The organism is Okeania sp. SIO2F4, assembly GCF_010672385.1.
Taxonomy (GTDB): Bacteria; Cyanobacteriota; Cyanobacteriia; order Cyanobacteriales; family Microcoleaceae; genus Trichodesmium.
Genome location: NZ_JAAHGT010000066.1, coordinates 1 through 15,970 on the forward strand (window position 1 = coordinate 1; position 15,970 = coordinate 15,970).

Annotated in this window: 15 protein-coding genes and 2 pseudogenes; 10 read left to right on the forward strand and 7 right to left on the reverse strand. The window is 36.8% G+C overall.

Annotated features, from left to right (window positions below; all coding sequences use genetic code 11):
• On the reverse strand, positions 1 to 1,098 hold a 1,098-nt coding region (locus F6K22_RS06780), incomplete at its 3' end, for a PQQ-dependent sugar dehydrogenase (RefSeq protein ID WP_293094948.1).
• 754 nt (positions 1,099 to 1,852) lie between these two features.
• Between F6K22_RS06780 and alaS the strand changes: the two genes are divergently transcribed.
• From alaS to lepB, 7 genes are all read left to right on the forward strand, one after another.
• Positions 1,853 to 4,477, forward strand: a complete 2,625-nt coding sequence (alaS, locus tag F6K22_RS06785) for an alanine--tRNA ligase (protein ID WP_293094950.1) — start codon at positions 1,853 to 1,855, stop codon at positions 4,475 to 4,477.
• Positions 4,478 to 4,876: 399 nt separating this feature from the next.
• Complete coding sequence (locus F6K22_RS06790; protein ID WP_293094953.1) at positions 4,877 to 5,368, forward strand: DUF4365 domain-containing protein; 492 nt, start codon at positions 4,877 to 4,879, stop codon at positions 5,366 to 5,368.
• The gene (locus F6K22_RS06795) at positions 5,365 to 6,489 is read left to right on the forward strand and encodes a hypothetical protein (RefSeq protein WP_293094955.1); all 1,125 of its coding nucleotides are present in this window, start codon (positions 5,365 to 5,367) and stop codon (positions 6,487 to 6,489) included. Before F6K22_RS06790 ends, F6K22_RS06795 begins: the two co-directional genes overlap by 4 nt.
• A gap of 121 nt (positions 6,490 to 6,610) precedes the next feature.
• Positions 6,611 to 6,796, forward strand: coding sequence for a hypothetical protein (locus F6K22_RS06800; protein WP_293094958.1), 186 nt, complete (start codon positions 6,611 to 6,613; stop codon positions 6,794 to 6,796).
• A gap of 80 nt (positions 6,797 to 6,876) precedes the next feature.
• Entirely contained in the window at positions 6,877 to 7,203 is a 327-nt protein-coding gene (locus F6K22_RS06805; protein ID WP_293094960.1) for a DUF433 domain-containing protein, read from the forward strand.
• Positions 7,187 to 7,522 carry a DUF5615 family PIN-like protein gene (locus F6K22_RS06810; RefSeq protein WP_293094963.1) on the forward strand — a complete coding sequence of 112 codons (336 nt, stop codon included), beginning with the start codon at positions 7,187 to 7,189 and terminating at the stop codon, positions 7,520 to 7,522. Before F6K22_RS06805 ends, F6K22_RS06810 begins: the two co-directional genes overlap by 17 nt.
• A 193-nt stretch (positions 7,523 to 7,715) precedes the next feature.
• A complete protein-coding gene (lepB, locus tag F6K22_RS06815; protein ID WP_293094966.1) occupies positions 7,716 to 8,312 on the forward strand; it encodes a signal peptidase I in 597 nt (198 codons plus the stop codon).
• A gap of 611 nt (positions 8,313 to 8,923) precedes the next feature.
• Here lepB and F6K22_RS06820 read toward each other — a convergent pair.
• Positions 8,924 to 9,241 carry a hypothetical protein gene (locus F6K22_RS06820; protein WP_293094968.1) on the reverse strand — a complete coding sequence of 106 codons (318 nt, stop codon included), beginning with the start codon at positions 9,239 to 9,241 and terminating at the stop codon, positions 8,924 to 8,926.
• A gap of 493 nt (positions 9,242 to 9,734) precedes the next feature.
• On the reverse strand, positions 9,735 to 10,871 hold the full coding sequence (locus F6K22_RS06825) for a peptidylprolyl isomerase (RefSeq protein WP_293094970.1): 1,137 nt from the start codon (positions 10,869 to 10,871) through the stop codon (positions 9,735 to 9,737).
• Positions 10,872 to 11,125: 254 nt separating this feature from the next.
• Here F6K22_RS06825 and efp point away from each other — a divergent pair, with 254 nt between their 5' ends.
• The gene (efp, locus tag F6K22_RS06830) at positions 11,126 to 11,683 is read left to right on the forward strand and encodes an elongation factor P (protein WP_293094972.1); all 558 of its coding nucleotides are present in this window, start codon (positions 11,126 to 11,128) and stop codon (positions 11,681 to 11,683) included.
• A 359-nt stretch (positions 11,684 to 12,042) separates the two neighbouring features.
• Here efp and F6K22_RS06835 read toward each other — a convergent pair whose 3' ends face one another.
• The gene (locus F6K22_RS06835) at positions 12,043 to 12,207 is read right to left on the reverse strand and encodes a hypothetical protein (RefSeq protein WP_293094975.1); all 165 of its coding nucleotides are present in this window, start codon (positions 12,205 to 12,207) and stop codon (positions 12,043 to 12,045) included.
• A gap of 239 nt (positions 12,208 to 12,446) precedes the next feature.
• Here F6K22_RS06835 and accB point away from each other — a divergent pair, with 239 nt between their 5' ends.
• Positions 12,447 to 12,950, forward strand: a complete 504-nt coding sequence (accB, locus tag F6K22_RS06840; RefSeq protein ID WP_293094977.1) for an acetyl-CoA carboxylase biotin carboxyl carrier protein — start codon at positions 12,447 to 12,449, stop codon at positions 12,948 to 12,950.
• Positions 12,951 to 13,172: 222 nt separating this feature from the next.
• Entirely contained in the window at positions 13,173 to 13,538 is a 366-nt protein-coding gene (locus tag F6K22_RS06845; RefSeq protein ID WP_293094980.1) for a cupin domain-containing protein, read from the forward strand.
• A 366-nt stretch (positions 13,539 to 13,904) separates the two neighbouring features.
• On the opposite strand, the gene F6K22_RS06850 is transcribed toward F6K22_RS06845, so the two are convergent.
• The 3 genes and pseudogenes from F6K22_RS06850 to F6K22_RS06860 form a co-directional block, all read right to left on the reverse strand.
• Entirely contained in the window at positions 13,905 to 14,606 is a 702-nt protein-coding gene (locus F6K22_RS06850; protein WP_293094982.1) for a GerMN domain-containing protein, read from the reverse strand.
• 719 nt (positions 14,607 to 15,325) lie between these two features.
• A pseudogene (locus tag F6K22_RS06855) lies at positions 15,326 to 15,499 on the reverse strand (His/Gly/Thr/Pro-type tRNA ligase C-terminal domain-containing protein); the annotation flags it as partial.
• An 87-nt stretch (positions 15,500 to 15,586) separates the two neighbouring features.
• Positions 15,587 to 15,775 (reverse strand): annotated as a pseudogene (locus tag F6K22_RS06860) (His/Gly/Thr/Pro-type tRNA ligase C-terminal domain-containing protein); the annotation flags it as partial.
• Positions 15,776 to 15,970: the final 195 nt, after the last annotated feature.

A 15,970-nucleotide genomic window follows, 5' to 3' on the forward strand; every position in this document is an offset into this window, starting at 1 on the left:
CCGCGAATGGACCCTATTTGATGAAACCGCGATCTGGAAGCAGATCCTTCTGCAGACGGGATAGGCCGTGGAAAGTTTCGGCAGCATCATGTTCACGCCCGCTGTCAAGCCCACAAATGCTCCATTGTGATATTCTTCTGGGAAAGTTTCAGCATCATAAAATTGGAGTCCTAGAGGTACTGAATGCGCTTGAAATAAGACGTCAGGAGTTTGAGTTTCTGCTACAAAATCTGGAGTTTGAGTTTCCGGTACGAAATTAGGATTTTCTTGTGTTATAAATTGGTATGGTAAATCTGGCGATAAATAAACATAAGGCCAACCATAAAATTCATCTTGTTCTAATCCTGTAAAATAATCAGGAACTAAGTCATCACCTAATGCATCTCGTTCATTTACAGTGGTAAAAAGTTGACCTGTGGTTGGATGAAAATCTAGACCTACAGGGTTTCTTAAACCAAAAGCAAAAGTTTGTTGATTAGAACCATCTAGATTCATTACTTGTACAGATGCTCTGGGTAATTCTTCTATTTGTGCGTTAGAACCGGAACCAATAGAAACAAAAAGTCGATCGTCTGGGGAAATTGCTAAATTCCTAGTAAAATGAGCGCCACCTCCTGGTAAATCGGCGATTTTTTCACCAGTACCATTAATTTCTGTGTCGCCGATATTGTAAGGATATCTTACTATTGAATCTGTATTTCCCACATAGAAAAAATCTTCAGTAAAAACCATACCAAAAGGTCGATTTAATCCATTTTCTGCATCGGCAAAAATTTGAGAAAAATCCGCTGTACCATCCTCATCTGTATCGCGTAGTAAAAGTATTTGATCCTGGAAAAGTGATGTTACTAACACGTCTCCAGTTGGAGTAACTCCTAACCAACGAGGATTTCTACTTTCAGGAAAAACATTATCAGCAAAAACATTAACAGTGAATCCATCTGGAACTTGCAACACTGGATTATCTGGAATTGGAATAAAATCTGCAGGATTAAAAGTACCAGTAAGACTAGCAGGAGGTTCTGGCAAGGATTCTATAGAAATAAAGATATCCTCTAATTCCAATGGTTCGGTTTCTATAAGTCCGTTAGTTAGCATTATTTTAGGGATGTTTTAGTTTCTGAATATTGGCAATAAATATGCTATCTTAAATTTCCAAAGCTCAGGACTTACGCATTAGTAATGAGTTTTCGACGTTCGCGATTGCTTCGTTGTCACTCGCAATGACCGAACTAGGTTGTTTTGTCTAAGTCCTAAAGCTAATGAAATATTAAGCTGCTATTTATGCCTACAAATTTACATTCTATAATTTTAAACTAAGCAACAACTAGACAAACAAATTTAACCTTTTTTACATACTTATATCGATCTGTTTTCTATTTTTTAACTTGAGGAGTATTTAGTAGGGTTTAACGGCTGTTAAACCCTACTAATAGTGTATTATTTGATATTTTCGTAAGTCCTAATTATTAAATTATCTATAGAAACTAATCAAAGAAAATATTAACCAAATATTAAGTATCAATATTTTTCAATTACTTAATTAAATAATATCTAAATCTTGATAAATAGATCTATATTTATTCAATGAAAGATTTAAAATAAATTATATATCTGATGCAAAATAAGAACGAAAAATTCGATGAAGCCTCCTGGTTGGAGTTATGGAAAAAGTTTATATAATTTCTGGAAATACTTGATGAGGATTTCCGCTGTTATAGAAAATTTATGTTGAGCAATGACAGATAACACCTAATATCTATTACAATAAAAGTTGTAAAATTTCAACAGGTAAAATTTTGCCTGAATACACTGTAAACTCAAACTAGAAAACCTAACACTATATTTGATTATGCCTACAAAAAAACTCACAAGTAACGAAATTCGCCAAAAGTTTCTCGAGTTTTACGCACAAAGGGAACACGCTATTTTACCGAGTGCATCTCTAGTTCCGGAAGACCCCACGGTATTACTAACTATTGCGGGAATGTTACCATTTAAACCAATATTTCTCGGACAACAACCCCGGAAATATCCCCGCGCGACTACTTCCCAAAAATGTATCCGTACCAACGATATTGAAAATGTTGGTCGCACTGCCAGACATCACACTTTTTTTGAGATGTTGGGTAACTTCAGTTTTGGCGACTATTTTAAACCGGAGGCGATCGCTTTTGCTTGGGAACTTTCCACAAAAATATTCGGTTTACCACCAGACCGTTTGGTTGTCAGCGTCTTTCGAGAAGATGATGAAGCATTTGCTATTTGGCGCGACAAAATTGGTATCCCTGCACATCGCATTCAACGGATGGATGAGGAGGATAATTTTTGGGCATCGGGTCCGACGGGTCCGTGCGGTCCGTGTTCGGAAATTTATTATGATTTTCATCCAGAATTAGGGGATGAGAACATTGACTTGGAAGACGATAGCAGGTTTATTGAATTTTATAACCTGGTATTTATGCAATATAACCGGGATGCAGAGGGAAATCTCACGGCACTGGAAAACAGAAATATTGATACTGGAATGGGGTTGGAAAGGATGGCGCAAATATTACAAAAAGTGCCGAATAATTATGAAACTGACCTGATTTTTCCCATCATTAAAACTGCTGCGGATATTGCTGGTATCGACTATGCAAAAAGTGACGACAAAACCAAAACTTCCCTCAAAGTTATTGGCGACCATGTACGAGCAGTAGCTCATTTAATTGCCGATGGTGTCACTGCATCTAATGTTGGTAGGGGTTATATTTTGCGACGGTTAATTCGGCGAGTTGTTCGTCATGGTCGTTTGATTGGAATTTCTGGGGAATTTACATCCAAAGTTGCTGAGAAAGCGATCGCTCGTTCTGAGGATATTTATCCAAATCTTCGGGAACGGGAAACCGTTATTAAAGCTGAGTTGGAACGGGAAGAGTCTCGCTTCCTGGAAACATTGGAGCGGGGCGAAAAATTGTTGGCAGAAATTATGGCAAAATCTGAAACTCAAAAAAGCAAACAAATTTCTGGAGAAGATGCTTTCAAGTTGTATGATACTTATGGTTTCCCCCTAGAATTGACTCAAGAAATAGCAGAAGAAAATGGTTTAACTGTTGATTTCGATGGGTTTGAGTCGGAAATGGAGCAGGCGCGAATTCTTTCTCAGTTAGCACACGAAACTATTGACTTGACTGCTGAAGGTGGAGTGAAATTAGATGTTGACCAAACTGAATTTTTAGGATACACAGATTTAACGTCGCCAGCGCAAATAATGGCGTTAATAGCTGATGGGGAAAAGGTTGAATCTGCTGAAACGGGTACTCAAGTGCAAATTGTACTTGACCAAACTCCTTTTTATGCTGAGTCTGGGGGGCAAATAGGCGATCGTGGTTATCTGAGTGGGGATAATGTGGTCGTGCGGATAGAAGATGTGCAGAAGCAGAATAATATTTTTGTGCATTTCGGTCGCGTGGAAAGGGGTACGTTACAGTTAGGAATGACAGTGAATGCTCAAATAGATGCTGCTTGTCGTCGCAGAGCGCAAGCAAACCATACCGCAACACATTTGTTACAAGCTGCTTTGCGGTCTCTGGTAGACCAGTCTATTTCTCAAGCGGGTTCCTTGGTATCTTTTGACCGTTTGCGATTTGATTTTAATTGTCCCCGGGGGTTGAAACCCGAGGAAGTGGAGCAAGTGGAAGCTCAGGTAAATAGTTGGATAGCTGAAGCACATCCGGCGACGGTTGCAGAAATGCCATTGGATGAGGCAAAGGCAAAAGGAGCTGTTGCTATGTTTGGTGAAAAGTATAGCGATGTAGTAAGGGTGGTTGACTATCCGGGAGTGTCGATGGAATTATGTGGGGGAACTCATGTAAATAATACGGCAGAAATTGGGGTGTTTAAAATTATTTCTGAAGCTGGTATTTCTTCTGGGGTGCGACGTATAGAAGCAGTTGCTGGTCTGGCAGTTTTAGATTATTTGAATGTCCGAGATGTTGTGGTTAAAGAATTGAGCGATCGCTTTAAGGCAAAACCGGAGGAATTATCGGAGCGGGTGAGTAACTTGCAGCAGGAGTTGAAGGAGTCGCAGAAAAAGTTGGAAGCTTTGAAAGGTGAGTTAGCAGTAGCGAAGTCCGACCAGTTATTAGGAGATGCTGAGACTGTAGGTGAGTTTCAGATATTGGTAGCAGAAATGCCTGGTGTTGATGCGGAGGCGTTGAAAACTGCTGCGGAACGGTTACAACAAAAGTTGGGCGAGAGTGCTGTGGTATTGGGTGCTGCATCTGGGGAGAAAGTGAGTTTAGTTGCTGCTTTTAGTAAGTCTGTGAATAGTAAAGGTTTGCAAGCAGGGAAATTTATTGGAGGGATAGCGAAAATGTGTGGAGGAGGAGGCGGTGGCCGTCCGAACTTGGCGCAAGCAGGGGGTCGCGATCCGAGTAAGTTGAAGGAAGCGTTGGAGAGTGCGAGGGAGAAGTTAGTTGATGGGTTGAAGTAAATGTTGGGTTTGCTTTTTTGCCCACTATTTGTAGGTTGGGTTGAGGTGACGTTAGCGCAGCTTATCCGTAGGATAAACCCAACTTACCTAACATATATAAGTTTTTGTTGGGTTGCACTATCGCTTAACCCAACCTACATTATTATTACTAAATTATCTAAATATGGTATTAGTAGTTTAGGTGTTTTTTGTAGATTAAGGTAGGTTAATACTTAAGCTAAAAATTATTTATTTAGCAGTTGTAAAAATCTACAATATTTGAACCATTTTCACTAGACATTTCCAGAATATAGGGGATCGGGAACATGGATAAATTATTAATAGTTTATGGTTATTTTTATAAAGTGTCCAATACCCACATTTATTAAATTAGTTGTGCCAATATATTTATTTTTATTAATGGATACAAATTCACAAAAAGAATACTTTAGTTATGCCTATGTAAGAGCAGTTGCAGCAGTAGCTGGGTACTCGGTAGAAGAAAAATCTAGACCTATGGATAATGCAGGAATAGATTTAACAATAGAAGCCCCTGGAGATTTCTTGTCAAAAGTGGATGCTCAAGTTAAATGTACTGCCTCAACTAATATAATTAAAGCAAATACTATTAACTTTCCTTTACCTAGAAAAAATTACGATACCCTTAGACGGGAAAGTTTAGTCCCTTTGATTTTAATAGTAGTGCTAGTTCCGGATAAATTGACTGAATGGATGACCATATCTAAAGAAGAGTGTGTAATGAGAAAGTGTGGTTACTGGGCATCTTTAAAAGGGGAGCCTTCTACAAAAAATAAGGAAACTGTTACTGTTAAGTTATCACGCAAAAACTTGTTTACACCAGATAATTTGTCAAAAATTATGGAAAAAATAAATAACAGGGAAGAGTTATGACAGTCTCTAACAATGAAATTCTAGAATTTAATTATTTAGACCCACTTTCTGTCTATAACTATCTTCAAGATAATGGATGGAAAGAGGAGGATAAACTTGGTGATAAAGCTTATATTTTAGCTATTACCAAGAATCAGAAAAAATATTCTGTTTTATTGCCATTAAAAAAAGAATTGGCTGATTTTGCATCCAGAATGTATGATGTATTTAGAGTATTAGAAGTAGTTGAAGAACGCCCAAAATCAGAAATTATTGCCGGACTTAAAAATCCTCAACAAGTAGCAATTCAAAAAAATTGTGAAATATTGAGTTTGAGGTTTAAATTTATATTTGAGAAATACAAGAGAGAGTTATCAGCAAAACAAATGGGGAAAATATTAATATCATTACAAGATTTTTTTGATGCAGTTGGTCAATATGAATTGACTAATACTTATACAAAAGGAAAAATAGCAAAAGAAATTTTAGACCAAACAGAGTTATCAATATTTGAAACTTTCCAAGGTTCTTTTGGCATCAAACTTACTATGGCAGAAAACGGTCAACTTAACCTTTTAGAAAGATCATTGCCAGAAAGAATTGCTCAAATATTTTTAGAATTGTTGAGGTTAAGTAATCAGTTAGATAAAGCAGAATTAAAACAAACTTTACTAAGGATAAAAAGAAGAGCAGCTTCTAAATATCGTTATTTTTTATTTTATTTAGCTCCTATAAAATCAGACTTTAATTTTGATTGGGGTTCTTTAAATGAAAATGCTGGAGGTCATGTGATATTAGCCTACGATGATATACTCAAGACTATTGATTTTATTAATAAAATGGAAGAAGAAGAACCAGAAGAGTACGAAATCTACGGCAGACTATCATTAGCTGATAAGAAGACAAAAAAAATCACAATAGAAGAATCAGGAACTAACAAATTATATTCAGGAACAATATCAAAAGAGGATTGGGAAAATCTGGAAAATCAAGGAATTGAATTAACAATAGATAATCTATACTCAGCAATATTTCAAGAGGTAACTTTAGTTAATCCAGCAACAGAAGAAGAAAAAATTGAACGAACTATAATTAGACTTACTCCAATAGTGAAGGTACAGCAAGAGAGTAATACTTCATAATTTATTCTCTTATCCATAAGTTATCACTTGATCACCAACCTTATTAAAAAACTAAAATTTAATATCCCACCAATTTTGAGCATATTCTCCAGCAAATTCCAAATAATAATTGTACTTAAATATGACTCCAAACCCAACTATAGAAGAAATAAAAGCTCTGATATTTCAGTTACCTATTCAACAACAAATAATTCTCATAGAAAACCTTGAGGAAAGACTAGAAACTCTCACCATGATGGAACTAGCAGAAACAGGTTTTTCAGAGTGGAACGAACCAGAAGAAGATATTTACGATGTCGAATCCTAAACTTAAATAAATTTCCTCAGTTCGCTAAATAAACTTTTGTCTTTGAAAATATATCTATTATTTGTATTCCAAAATTAGCTATGTCTAAAACATCTACAATTACAGAACACATTGAAATTACTCCAGGAATTTGTGGTGGAAAACCTCGGATTGCTGGACATCGAATTAGAGTAGAAGATATTGTTATTTGCCATGAAAAAATGGGTTTTTCACCAGATGAAATTGTCTCTCAATATCCTAGTATTACTTTAGCCGATGTTTATGCTGCTTTGACTTATTATCACGACCATTTAGAAGAGATTAGACAGCAAATTTTGGAGGATGAAGAATTTGCTAGAGCAAAGCAAGCTGAAACTCCTTCTTTATTGGCAAAAAAGTTAAGAGAAAGTCATGGTGCAAAAGATTAAGTTTCATCTGGATGAAAATGCTCCTAATGCCATAGCTGATGGTTTAAGACGAAGAAAGATTGATGTAAGTACTACTTATGAGGCAAATTTAATTTCTCTTTCAGATGAGGAACAATTGATATTTGCTGCGAATCAAAATCGGGTTATTTTTACTCAGGATAGAGATTTTTTGCGACTACATTATGCTGGTTTTTCACATAGTGGAATTGCTTATTGTATTAAGGGAAGTCCTTCAATTGGTGAAATTTTACGCGGGTTAATTCTGATTTGGGAAGTATTGGAACCTGAAGATATGCTCGGAAAAGTCGAGTTTTTGTAATCTAATATTATGACTTTTTCTGGTTAGGTGTATCGGCAATAACTGAATCGTGATTAATTGATGTTTCTTGATATCCACTACCTATAGAATTAAATTTTATTCTGTATTATGTGTATTTGCTCCAGGGATAAATTATGCTAATTCCCTGGAGTTTTCCTGTAAAATAGAAATAGTCAAATTTAAAACCATAGAAATGACATCAGAAAAAGAATCCCTAAATCAACCGATCGCAACTAACTCCACAACTCCCTGGTGGTTAAAAATATGGCAGGAACAAAAAGAAAATATTAAAGTCTTGGCGATCGCTCTATCTTTATCTTTATTAGTCAGAATATTAATTGCAGAACCAAGATACATACCCTCAGATTCAATGATGCCAACCTTAGAAGTAGGCGATCGCCTGGTAATAGAAAAAGTATCTTATAATTTTCATCCACCTGCAACAGGTGATATCATCGTCTTTGAACCACCCCAACAGTTACGACGCTACGGTTATGCCAAAAATCAAGCTTTTATCAAACGAGTGATAGGTCTACCAGGAGATATCATTAGAATTGAGGATGGTATAGTATATATTAATGACCAACCCCTTGCTGAAAATTATATTGCTGAACCTCCTGAATATGCTTTGCCAAATTCATTCCAAGTTCCAGAAGGTCAATATTTTGTAATGGGAGATAATCGCAACAATAGTAACGACTCTCATGTTTGGGGTTTTTTGCCTAGAAAAAATATTATAGGTAGAGCAATATTTCGTTTTTGGCCTTATCAAAGATTAGGAGAAGTTTAACAAAATCAGAATCATATAGTAGGGTATCCAGACTAAAATTGTGGGCAAAAAACCTAACCCCCCAACCCCTTTCCTATCCCCCCTTTCCCCCCTTTGAAAGGCTATGCTTTACCCATAAGTCTTGAAACCCTTTTCTGATAGGGAGATGGGGGGAGAAACAGAGCATTCGAGATCAAAAAAGCCTCTAATTAAATACATTTACTCTTGGGAAATATCCATTTTATGGTAATCACATAGCTTCTCTCTTTTGTCAAGTTTCATGTTAAGTAAAGATGTGGGTAATGGATAGCTTTGAAAGGGGGGAAGAAGGGAAGGGGGAGTGCCTCTCCCCTCTCCTTGCAGGAGAGGGGTTGGGGGAGAGGTCTTTCAGCTTGCTCATTCCTTACCCACATTTTACAGCGCTTTTCAAATTGATGAACCACATCGTCACAACCCAAACGTAGTAGGGACGTTGCATGAAACGTCCCTACTTTGTCGTCTACTAATTATGAAAAGCGCTATAAATCTGTTTTTAAAGTTATCGACAAACCTTATCCTTAAATATTCCCATTAGAAAACCTCGATTTATAACTAATTCCTAATCAAAAAATACTGATAACTGATAACTGAAATCACCATTGTTGTTGATCTAAAATAGGGGGTAAACTTAACTTAGGAAATCTGTAGAATGTATCTCCTTGTTCATCTATTTCTAGAATTGCCGAGAATATTTGTACTTGATTTTCTAGATATTTCTGAGCTATTTTAGCATCAACTTTAGCAGCAGCAGCTAATTGAATTAGAGAAATTTTACCATTTTGAAACTGTAACAATCTATAGAAAGCATCATCTAAAATACGCTGCTGCTGTCTATCATTTGACATATTAACTATAAATACACCTAATACAATCCCTAATCCAGTAAGTATTACAAATTCTATAATAGCCATTTAATTAATTAATAATTAATAATTAACAATTAATAATTACCTCTTATTATAAAGAAGAGGGTTGATATAAAAGACATTTTTTTCTTTTTTTCCCTAGTAGGGCTACAGCTTGTGGCGCAGCCAACGAGAGATTTTAAACTTTAGTTTTTCAGTAAGAATGACAAGGAATTAATAAGTAAAAATTAACTAGAAAACTTCTCAATCTACTGAGACTATAACGACATAAAATTCCCTAGTTATTCTCAACTTTTTTCCTATTTCGTCAAATTTAAATTTATCTGAGTTAATTTAACTAGAGTAATTGGTGATTTAGTCTTGTAATCATCTATAATTTTCAAGGCTAAATTATCCAATTACCCTAATTTTTAGATCGAATTTTATAGCACTACGCAAATAGGTTAAGACATTTTTCAATCCTCAAACTCAGTCAGGAATTACTTCTAACTTTTGACTTTTGACTTTTGACTTGACAGTAGCGCTATACCTAATCAATTTAGGCTTCAGGTTCCACAAGATTTTCCAATCCAGCTACTACCTTAGCAGAAAGAATTTTGTCTCCTTTACCTAATTGTTCCAAAACCTTTTTACCTTCCACCACATAACCAAAAACCGTATAACGACCATCCAGTAAATTTACTCCTGCAGGCGTTAATTCTGGTTGGAATAAGAAAAAGAAAAATTGAGAAGAACCACCATCATTTTCAATTTCAGGCCGAGCCATTGCCACTGTACCATAAGCAGAAAAAGGCAGAACAGGTTGTTCCCGAAAACGACCAATTTCTTCTAAAGTAAAACTATATATTGGTTCCTCATCTCCCTTGACCAAAATTTCTAATGGGATATTACGGTACTCACCACTATCAGGGTCAATAAAACCAACTTCTGGACCTGGGGGGTCTCCAGCTTGCAATACATAAGATTCTTCTGAGCGAATAAACTCTAGGCCATCATAAAAACCCCTCTGAACCAAATCTACAAAATTACCTGCTGTGACAGGAGCACTATAACCATCAACAATAAAAGTCAAAGAACCTTTATCAGTTTCCATCTCAATAGTAGCGCGACCTTTAAGTTGCGGTAAATTAGAGAACTCTGAAGGGACTTCAAACGGAAACCCTTCTACCATCAACTCTTCAAGCTGACCCACCAATGTCAGTAGTTCTGCCCGTTGCTCCAATACTTGTTCCCCGTCTTTAGCTTCAACAACTTCTCTAATATTAATAATGCCTTGATCGAGTTTAGCAATTATGGCCTCTGCCTCAGATTGTTTTGATTCAGGCACACTAGCTAGTAATTTAGACTTACTGGTGCTGAGAACCCTAGATGCAGCCGCAATATCACTACCAATAGAAGTCCAACGTTTACCCCGCAGTCTATTAGAAATATCCTCTAGACTACTTTGTATTTTACGCACAGGTTCATTTTCTATCGGTAGGGCATACCTTAACAAGGCCCTACCATCCTTAATAGGATCGCCCTGGGGCAAACGACTTTGACGAGTTGTTGTACTATCACCGTTCCACCAAGCAGCACTAATACCAACAGACAAAGTAAAGAGTAGCAGCGCTAGGATGCCTGTTTTAAGCAGACGTTTACAAGTGTTAATTACGAAATTGTGCAGATTTAGCATATTTCTGAATTTTTATTCCCTTACTAATATTACATGGCTGTCCACAGTCATAAGATTTTGAGGGACAAAAATTAGGTGATTTTTGATGAGGTGCTAAAAATTCCTTCCTACTCCCACAATATTCAACCATTATTCCGACTCCCGAATCTTCGCTCCTAACTGATAAACTCCTTCAAATATTTATAGAGAGTATTGTACGATGTCTAATGTTAAGTTCTAATTGAAATAATTAAAAACCGCAATCACGGTGTTATATGATTTCTAGTAATGATTTTCGCCCCGGTGTGACTATAGAATTAGATGGTTCAGTTTGGCGAGTAGTAGAGTTTCTGCACGTTAAACCAGGTAAAGGTTCTGCTTTTGTTCGGACAAAGCTCAAAAATGCACAAAATGGTAATGTTGTGGAGCGAACTTTTAGAGCTGGAGAAACAGTCCCTCAAGCTACTTTGGACAAGAGAGTGATGCAGCATACCTATAAAGAGGCTGACCAATTTGTATTTATGGATATGGAAACCTATGAAGAGGCCAGCCTAAGTTCCGACCAAATTGGAGAACGTGTTAAATACCTAAGTGAGGGTATGGAGGTCAATGTCATTAAGTGGGGCGAACAAGTAATAGAAGTGGAACTGCCAAACTCCGTAGTATTAGAAGTAATTGAAACTGACCCTGGCGTTAAAGGAGATACTGCTACTGGTGGTAGTAAACCCGCTACTGTGGAAACAGGTGCTCAAATTATGGTTCCCTTGTTTATATCTAAAGGGGAACGTATTAAGATAGATACCCGAAATGACTCTTACCAGGGCAGAGAATAACTCCAGGAAAGCAGACTTCTTACAGAAGTAAGTCCATAATTAAAATTATGGGTCAAGAATCACAATTAAGAAAAGTTAATAATTTCTGTATTGTAATTTATTTGACTTTTGGCTTGGCAAGAATTCCTTCAGTCTTCCTGGCAGGGGATTATCCCCTGCTTTTTGCTCTCAAGTTCTATAATTTCTAACTTTGCATTTGACACTTCTACTTCTATACTGAAGCAATAATTGATATCCTCCTGACGTTGGGCATGGCGTAACAAAGCGGGATTAGCTCACCTGATAACGCGGGGTTTGTGTTACCTTTTGTGTCTTGAGTCTTATTTGCCCTAACAGAGGAGCTACGGTTTTCATATCGGCTAGCGAAACATAGCACCAGTCTGAGAGACCAAACATCTTTCTGGTCTTGCGATCGCTCCACAGTACCTCACTCTACTGACCAAGCTACTAGAAACAGCTAGGCTAACAGCCTTATGTATAATAGCAAATTTCTGGGAGAAGCACAATATTGATTTGATTGGCATTCCCTGATGACGCTCCCTGGAAAGGACAGTGCAATTATAAATGCCAACTTTCTGCTCAACTAGGACTGACGTACGAGAACCCAGAAAACCTGTTTCTGTTTTTTCCTATTTCCTAGATGTCTATTTTTCAAAATAAGGATTTCTCGTAGAAACCGGGTTTTCGGTGCGAAAGTCCTATAAACTTTATATTTTGATTCAAAATTAATTTAGTTTAACGCCAATTTGGGGATATACGAACTGTGCAATTAGATTTACATCAACTTCGGGAACTACTAACAGCAATAGACCAAACTAATATTTCAGATTTGACTTTAAAAAGTGGAGATTTAGAACTGACGATACGCAAAGGAACTTCACTCAGCGATCGCCCCTCATTACCTTCTCCTGACCAAAGCCATTCTACTCCCGAATTAGTTTCTCCTACTGTAGCTCCGGTGGAAACAACAGCTACGTCAAAAACCGCTGCAATGCCTTCAGCAGGGCCACCTACGGCTTCAAACAAATTTGAAGAAATTTTGTCTCCAGTTGTTGGTACTTTTTACCGCGCTCCTGCTCCTGATGAATCAGCTTTTGTGGAAGTGGGCGATCGGATTACTTCTGGCCAAACAGTTTGTATTATTGAAGCGATGAAGGTAATGAATGAGATTGAAGCTGAGGTATCTGGACAAATAGTGGAAATTTTAATTAAGAATGGAGAACCCGTAGAATACAATCAACCTCTAATGTTAGTTAACCCCAATTAGGGTTTGCTCAAAAAAGCAGAGTGCGGGGAAGGTGGGGGAGTGTGGGAAGTGTGGGGAGGGTGGGGATATCGAATCTTGTCTGCTCATGCATACCAACATACATGAGTTTTAAGCACCGAAAACCTGGTACTTTTTTCGACCCCAAAAAGGCTAAAGCGTTTATATGTCAATTTTGAGATTTAATCAGCAAGCCCCTACTAAAGTTTATCAATATCAATAATCATGCCACAATTAATTGAAAAGCCTACTCGGATTGAATCTACTGGTAATAAACCTAAGCAAATTGATGAGTATATTGGTCGTGTAAATAGTCACACTGATGCTATTAGCGTTGCCCAAATGCACTCTCCCAGTGGTTGGATGGAACCAGGTCAAAGGCCAGAATTTGATGAATTTACCCTGGTACTTAAGGGGACTCTATTTGTTGAATATGAAGGTGGAAAATTAGAAGTTAATGCTGGCCAAGCGGTAATAGCTCGCAAAGGAGAATGGGTAAAATATAGTACGCCTGGTGTAGAGGGAGCAGAATATATCGCTATTTGTTTGCCTGCTTTTTCACCTGATACTGTAAATCGAGATTCTGATTAAATATGGTTTTCTGAATAAGTCTTATGGATTAGGGTAGGAGTCTGGAGTCAGGAGTCAGGAGGAACCGGGAATTACAGAGGATGTAGTTGGAAGAATTGACCCTTAATTGTTCTGTCCTTGTCTGCTCAAAATTCTCACATTATGAGCTATGGTTCGCAAAAAGCTTGCACTTTTTTCGCACATGCAAAGGCTAAAGTCTTTATATGTAAATGCTTTTAGATTTAATCAGCAAACCCTATCTAAAGGTAATAGCAGAAAATAAATTATCCCAATTTTTTTTTTGTACTCCATAGTTAACTGGTTACTCCCCACTACCCTGACTTTTTCAATTTCTTGCCTACTCCCTACTCCCTACTCCCTACTCCCTTAATTTAATTGAAACTCTTGTTGAAAATTTTGCCGAGTAATAGGTTGGGATACTTCTAATCCTTCACCCCCTAGCATTTCCAAAGGTTTGCCACCCACAAAAATCCAAACTTTCACATCTGGTTCTAAACTAGAGGCAGTATAGATAACTTGTCCTAAACGTCCCATCATTGAAGCACTACCTCCTCCAGAAGTAAACTCTTCAGATAAGTCAATGTAGACTCCATTATTTTCTACAGTTAAGGCTTGAATTTTGGTTCCTTGGGGTATGGCACTCACGACATCTGTATTTTCTGGTCCAGATAATAAACTGTCAAAAGCAGCAGTCAAGATAGCTTCCGGTTCGTCTGCTGCTTTGATTTTTACCCCAGAGGAAACTAAACCAATATCTCCAGCAGTATCCTTGACCCAGTATAGTTCCACAGTCTTTTCTGTAACTGCTTTTGGCTCTGGTTGGATAGACAAAGGAGATAGTTGGGAGTCTGGAGAATCAATTGTAGCAGGAGGTGGAACAGGTAGAGTCTGATTAGGTGAGTTTTGAGTGGAGGGGTTTGTGAGAGTCTGGGAATTATTAGAAGTTTTTGTGTTGGCCGATTTGAAATTTGTCCACAAGGCGATGCCACCACCCACCGCGACTGCCAATGTACAGACACTGGCCACAAGACCAACAGATAAATTACGAGTTTGATTTTGTTCTTTCATTTTGTTCCTCCTTAAGAATTAGGCACAATGGCAGTGAGGAGCTTTGTGTTAATTTTTTCTTAGATTAACAATATTACTTCTATTATGCCGAAATTAGCAGTTACTTATTGAAATTAGTATTTTTGACCTAAATAAATTTTGGGACTTTTGGGATTGTGTGATTTGAGAGGAAAAAATTCAAGTCTTTAATGAAGAAGTCAGAAGTTAAATTATTACTTTATTCTTTTGATAAAACTATAAAAAAGATTTAACTGATAACTGATTAAAAGGTGGGGATTTAGATCAAATTATTTTGATAAATTTACATCATCAGGATCAACAAAATCCTCAGTAGGATGACTAAGTGTATCAAGTTCAGCTAACTTTAGCAAAACATTAACTAATAGCTAGTAATAAACTTCCGCAGAGTTAATATCAAGGGGATGATATAAGGTGTTATAGTTAATAACTAATACAAACACCCAAAGACAAATTCCTAAATTAATTAACTTTTGCTATTTTAGTAACTGTCAACATTTGCCACTAAAAAATATTAAATCATACCAAATTATACCAAATTTTCCTGATTGCTATTGACAAAAAAAATAATTAGTAAACACGAACCTAACAACATACACGGATAAACCATAGCTGAAAACTACTGCTGAAACTTATGAATATAAAAACAGCAATAGTTAACAATATAAAAATCAAAGTTGAATTTTTCCAGGATGAAAAAATCATTTTAAGGCTTTCTCAATTAAGTCTTTTAAGGTAGATAATACTTCGGCTACCAGAATTTCCTGAGATTGATGAGTCGCTCTTTCTACCAGTTCAACTTTGCCAGATTTTAACGATCGCCCCATAACTATTCCATAGGGAATTCCAATTAAATCTACATCTTTGAATTTAACACCCGCCCCCTCATCTTACTTAAACTTTGTCTTGCAGAAATATTTTTCAGCAATACCAAAATTCTAGTTATTGCTGAAAAGTGTAAATTAAGTTAATGCTTTCTCAATTAATTCTTTTAAAGTAGATAATACTTCCTCTACAAGAATTTCCTGAGATTGATGAGTCGCTCTTTCTACCAATTCAACTTTGCCAGATTTTAACGATCGCCCCGTAATTATTCGATAGGGAATTCCAATTAAATCTACATCTTTGAATTTAACACCCGCCCCCTCATCTTACTTAAACTTTGTCTTGCAGAAATATTTTTCAGCAATACCAAAATTCTAGTTATTGCTGAAAAGTGTAAATTAAGTTAATGCTTTCTCAATTAATTCTTTTAAAGTAGATAATACTTCCTCTACAAGAATTTCCTGAGATTGATGAGTCGCTCTTTCTACCAATTCAACTTTGCCAGATTTTAACGATCGCCC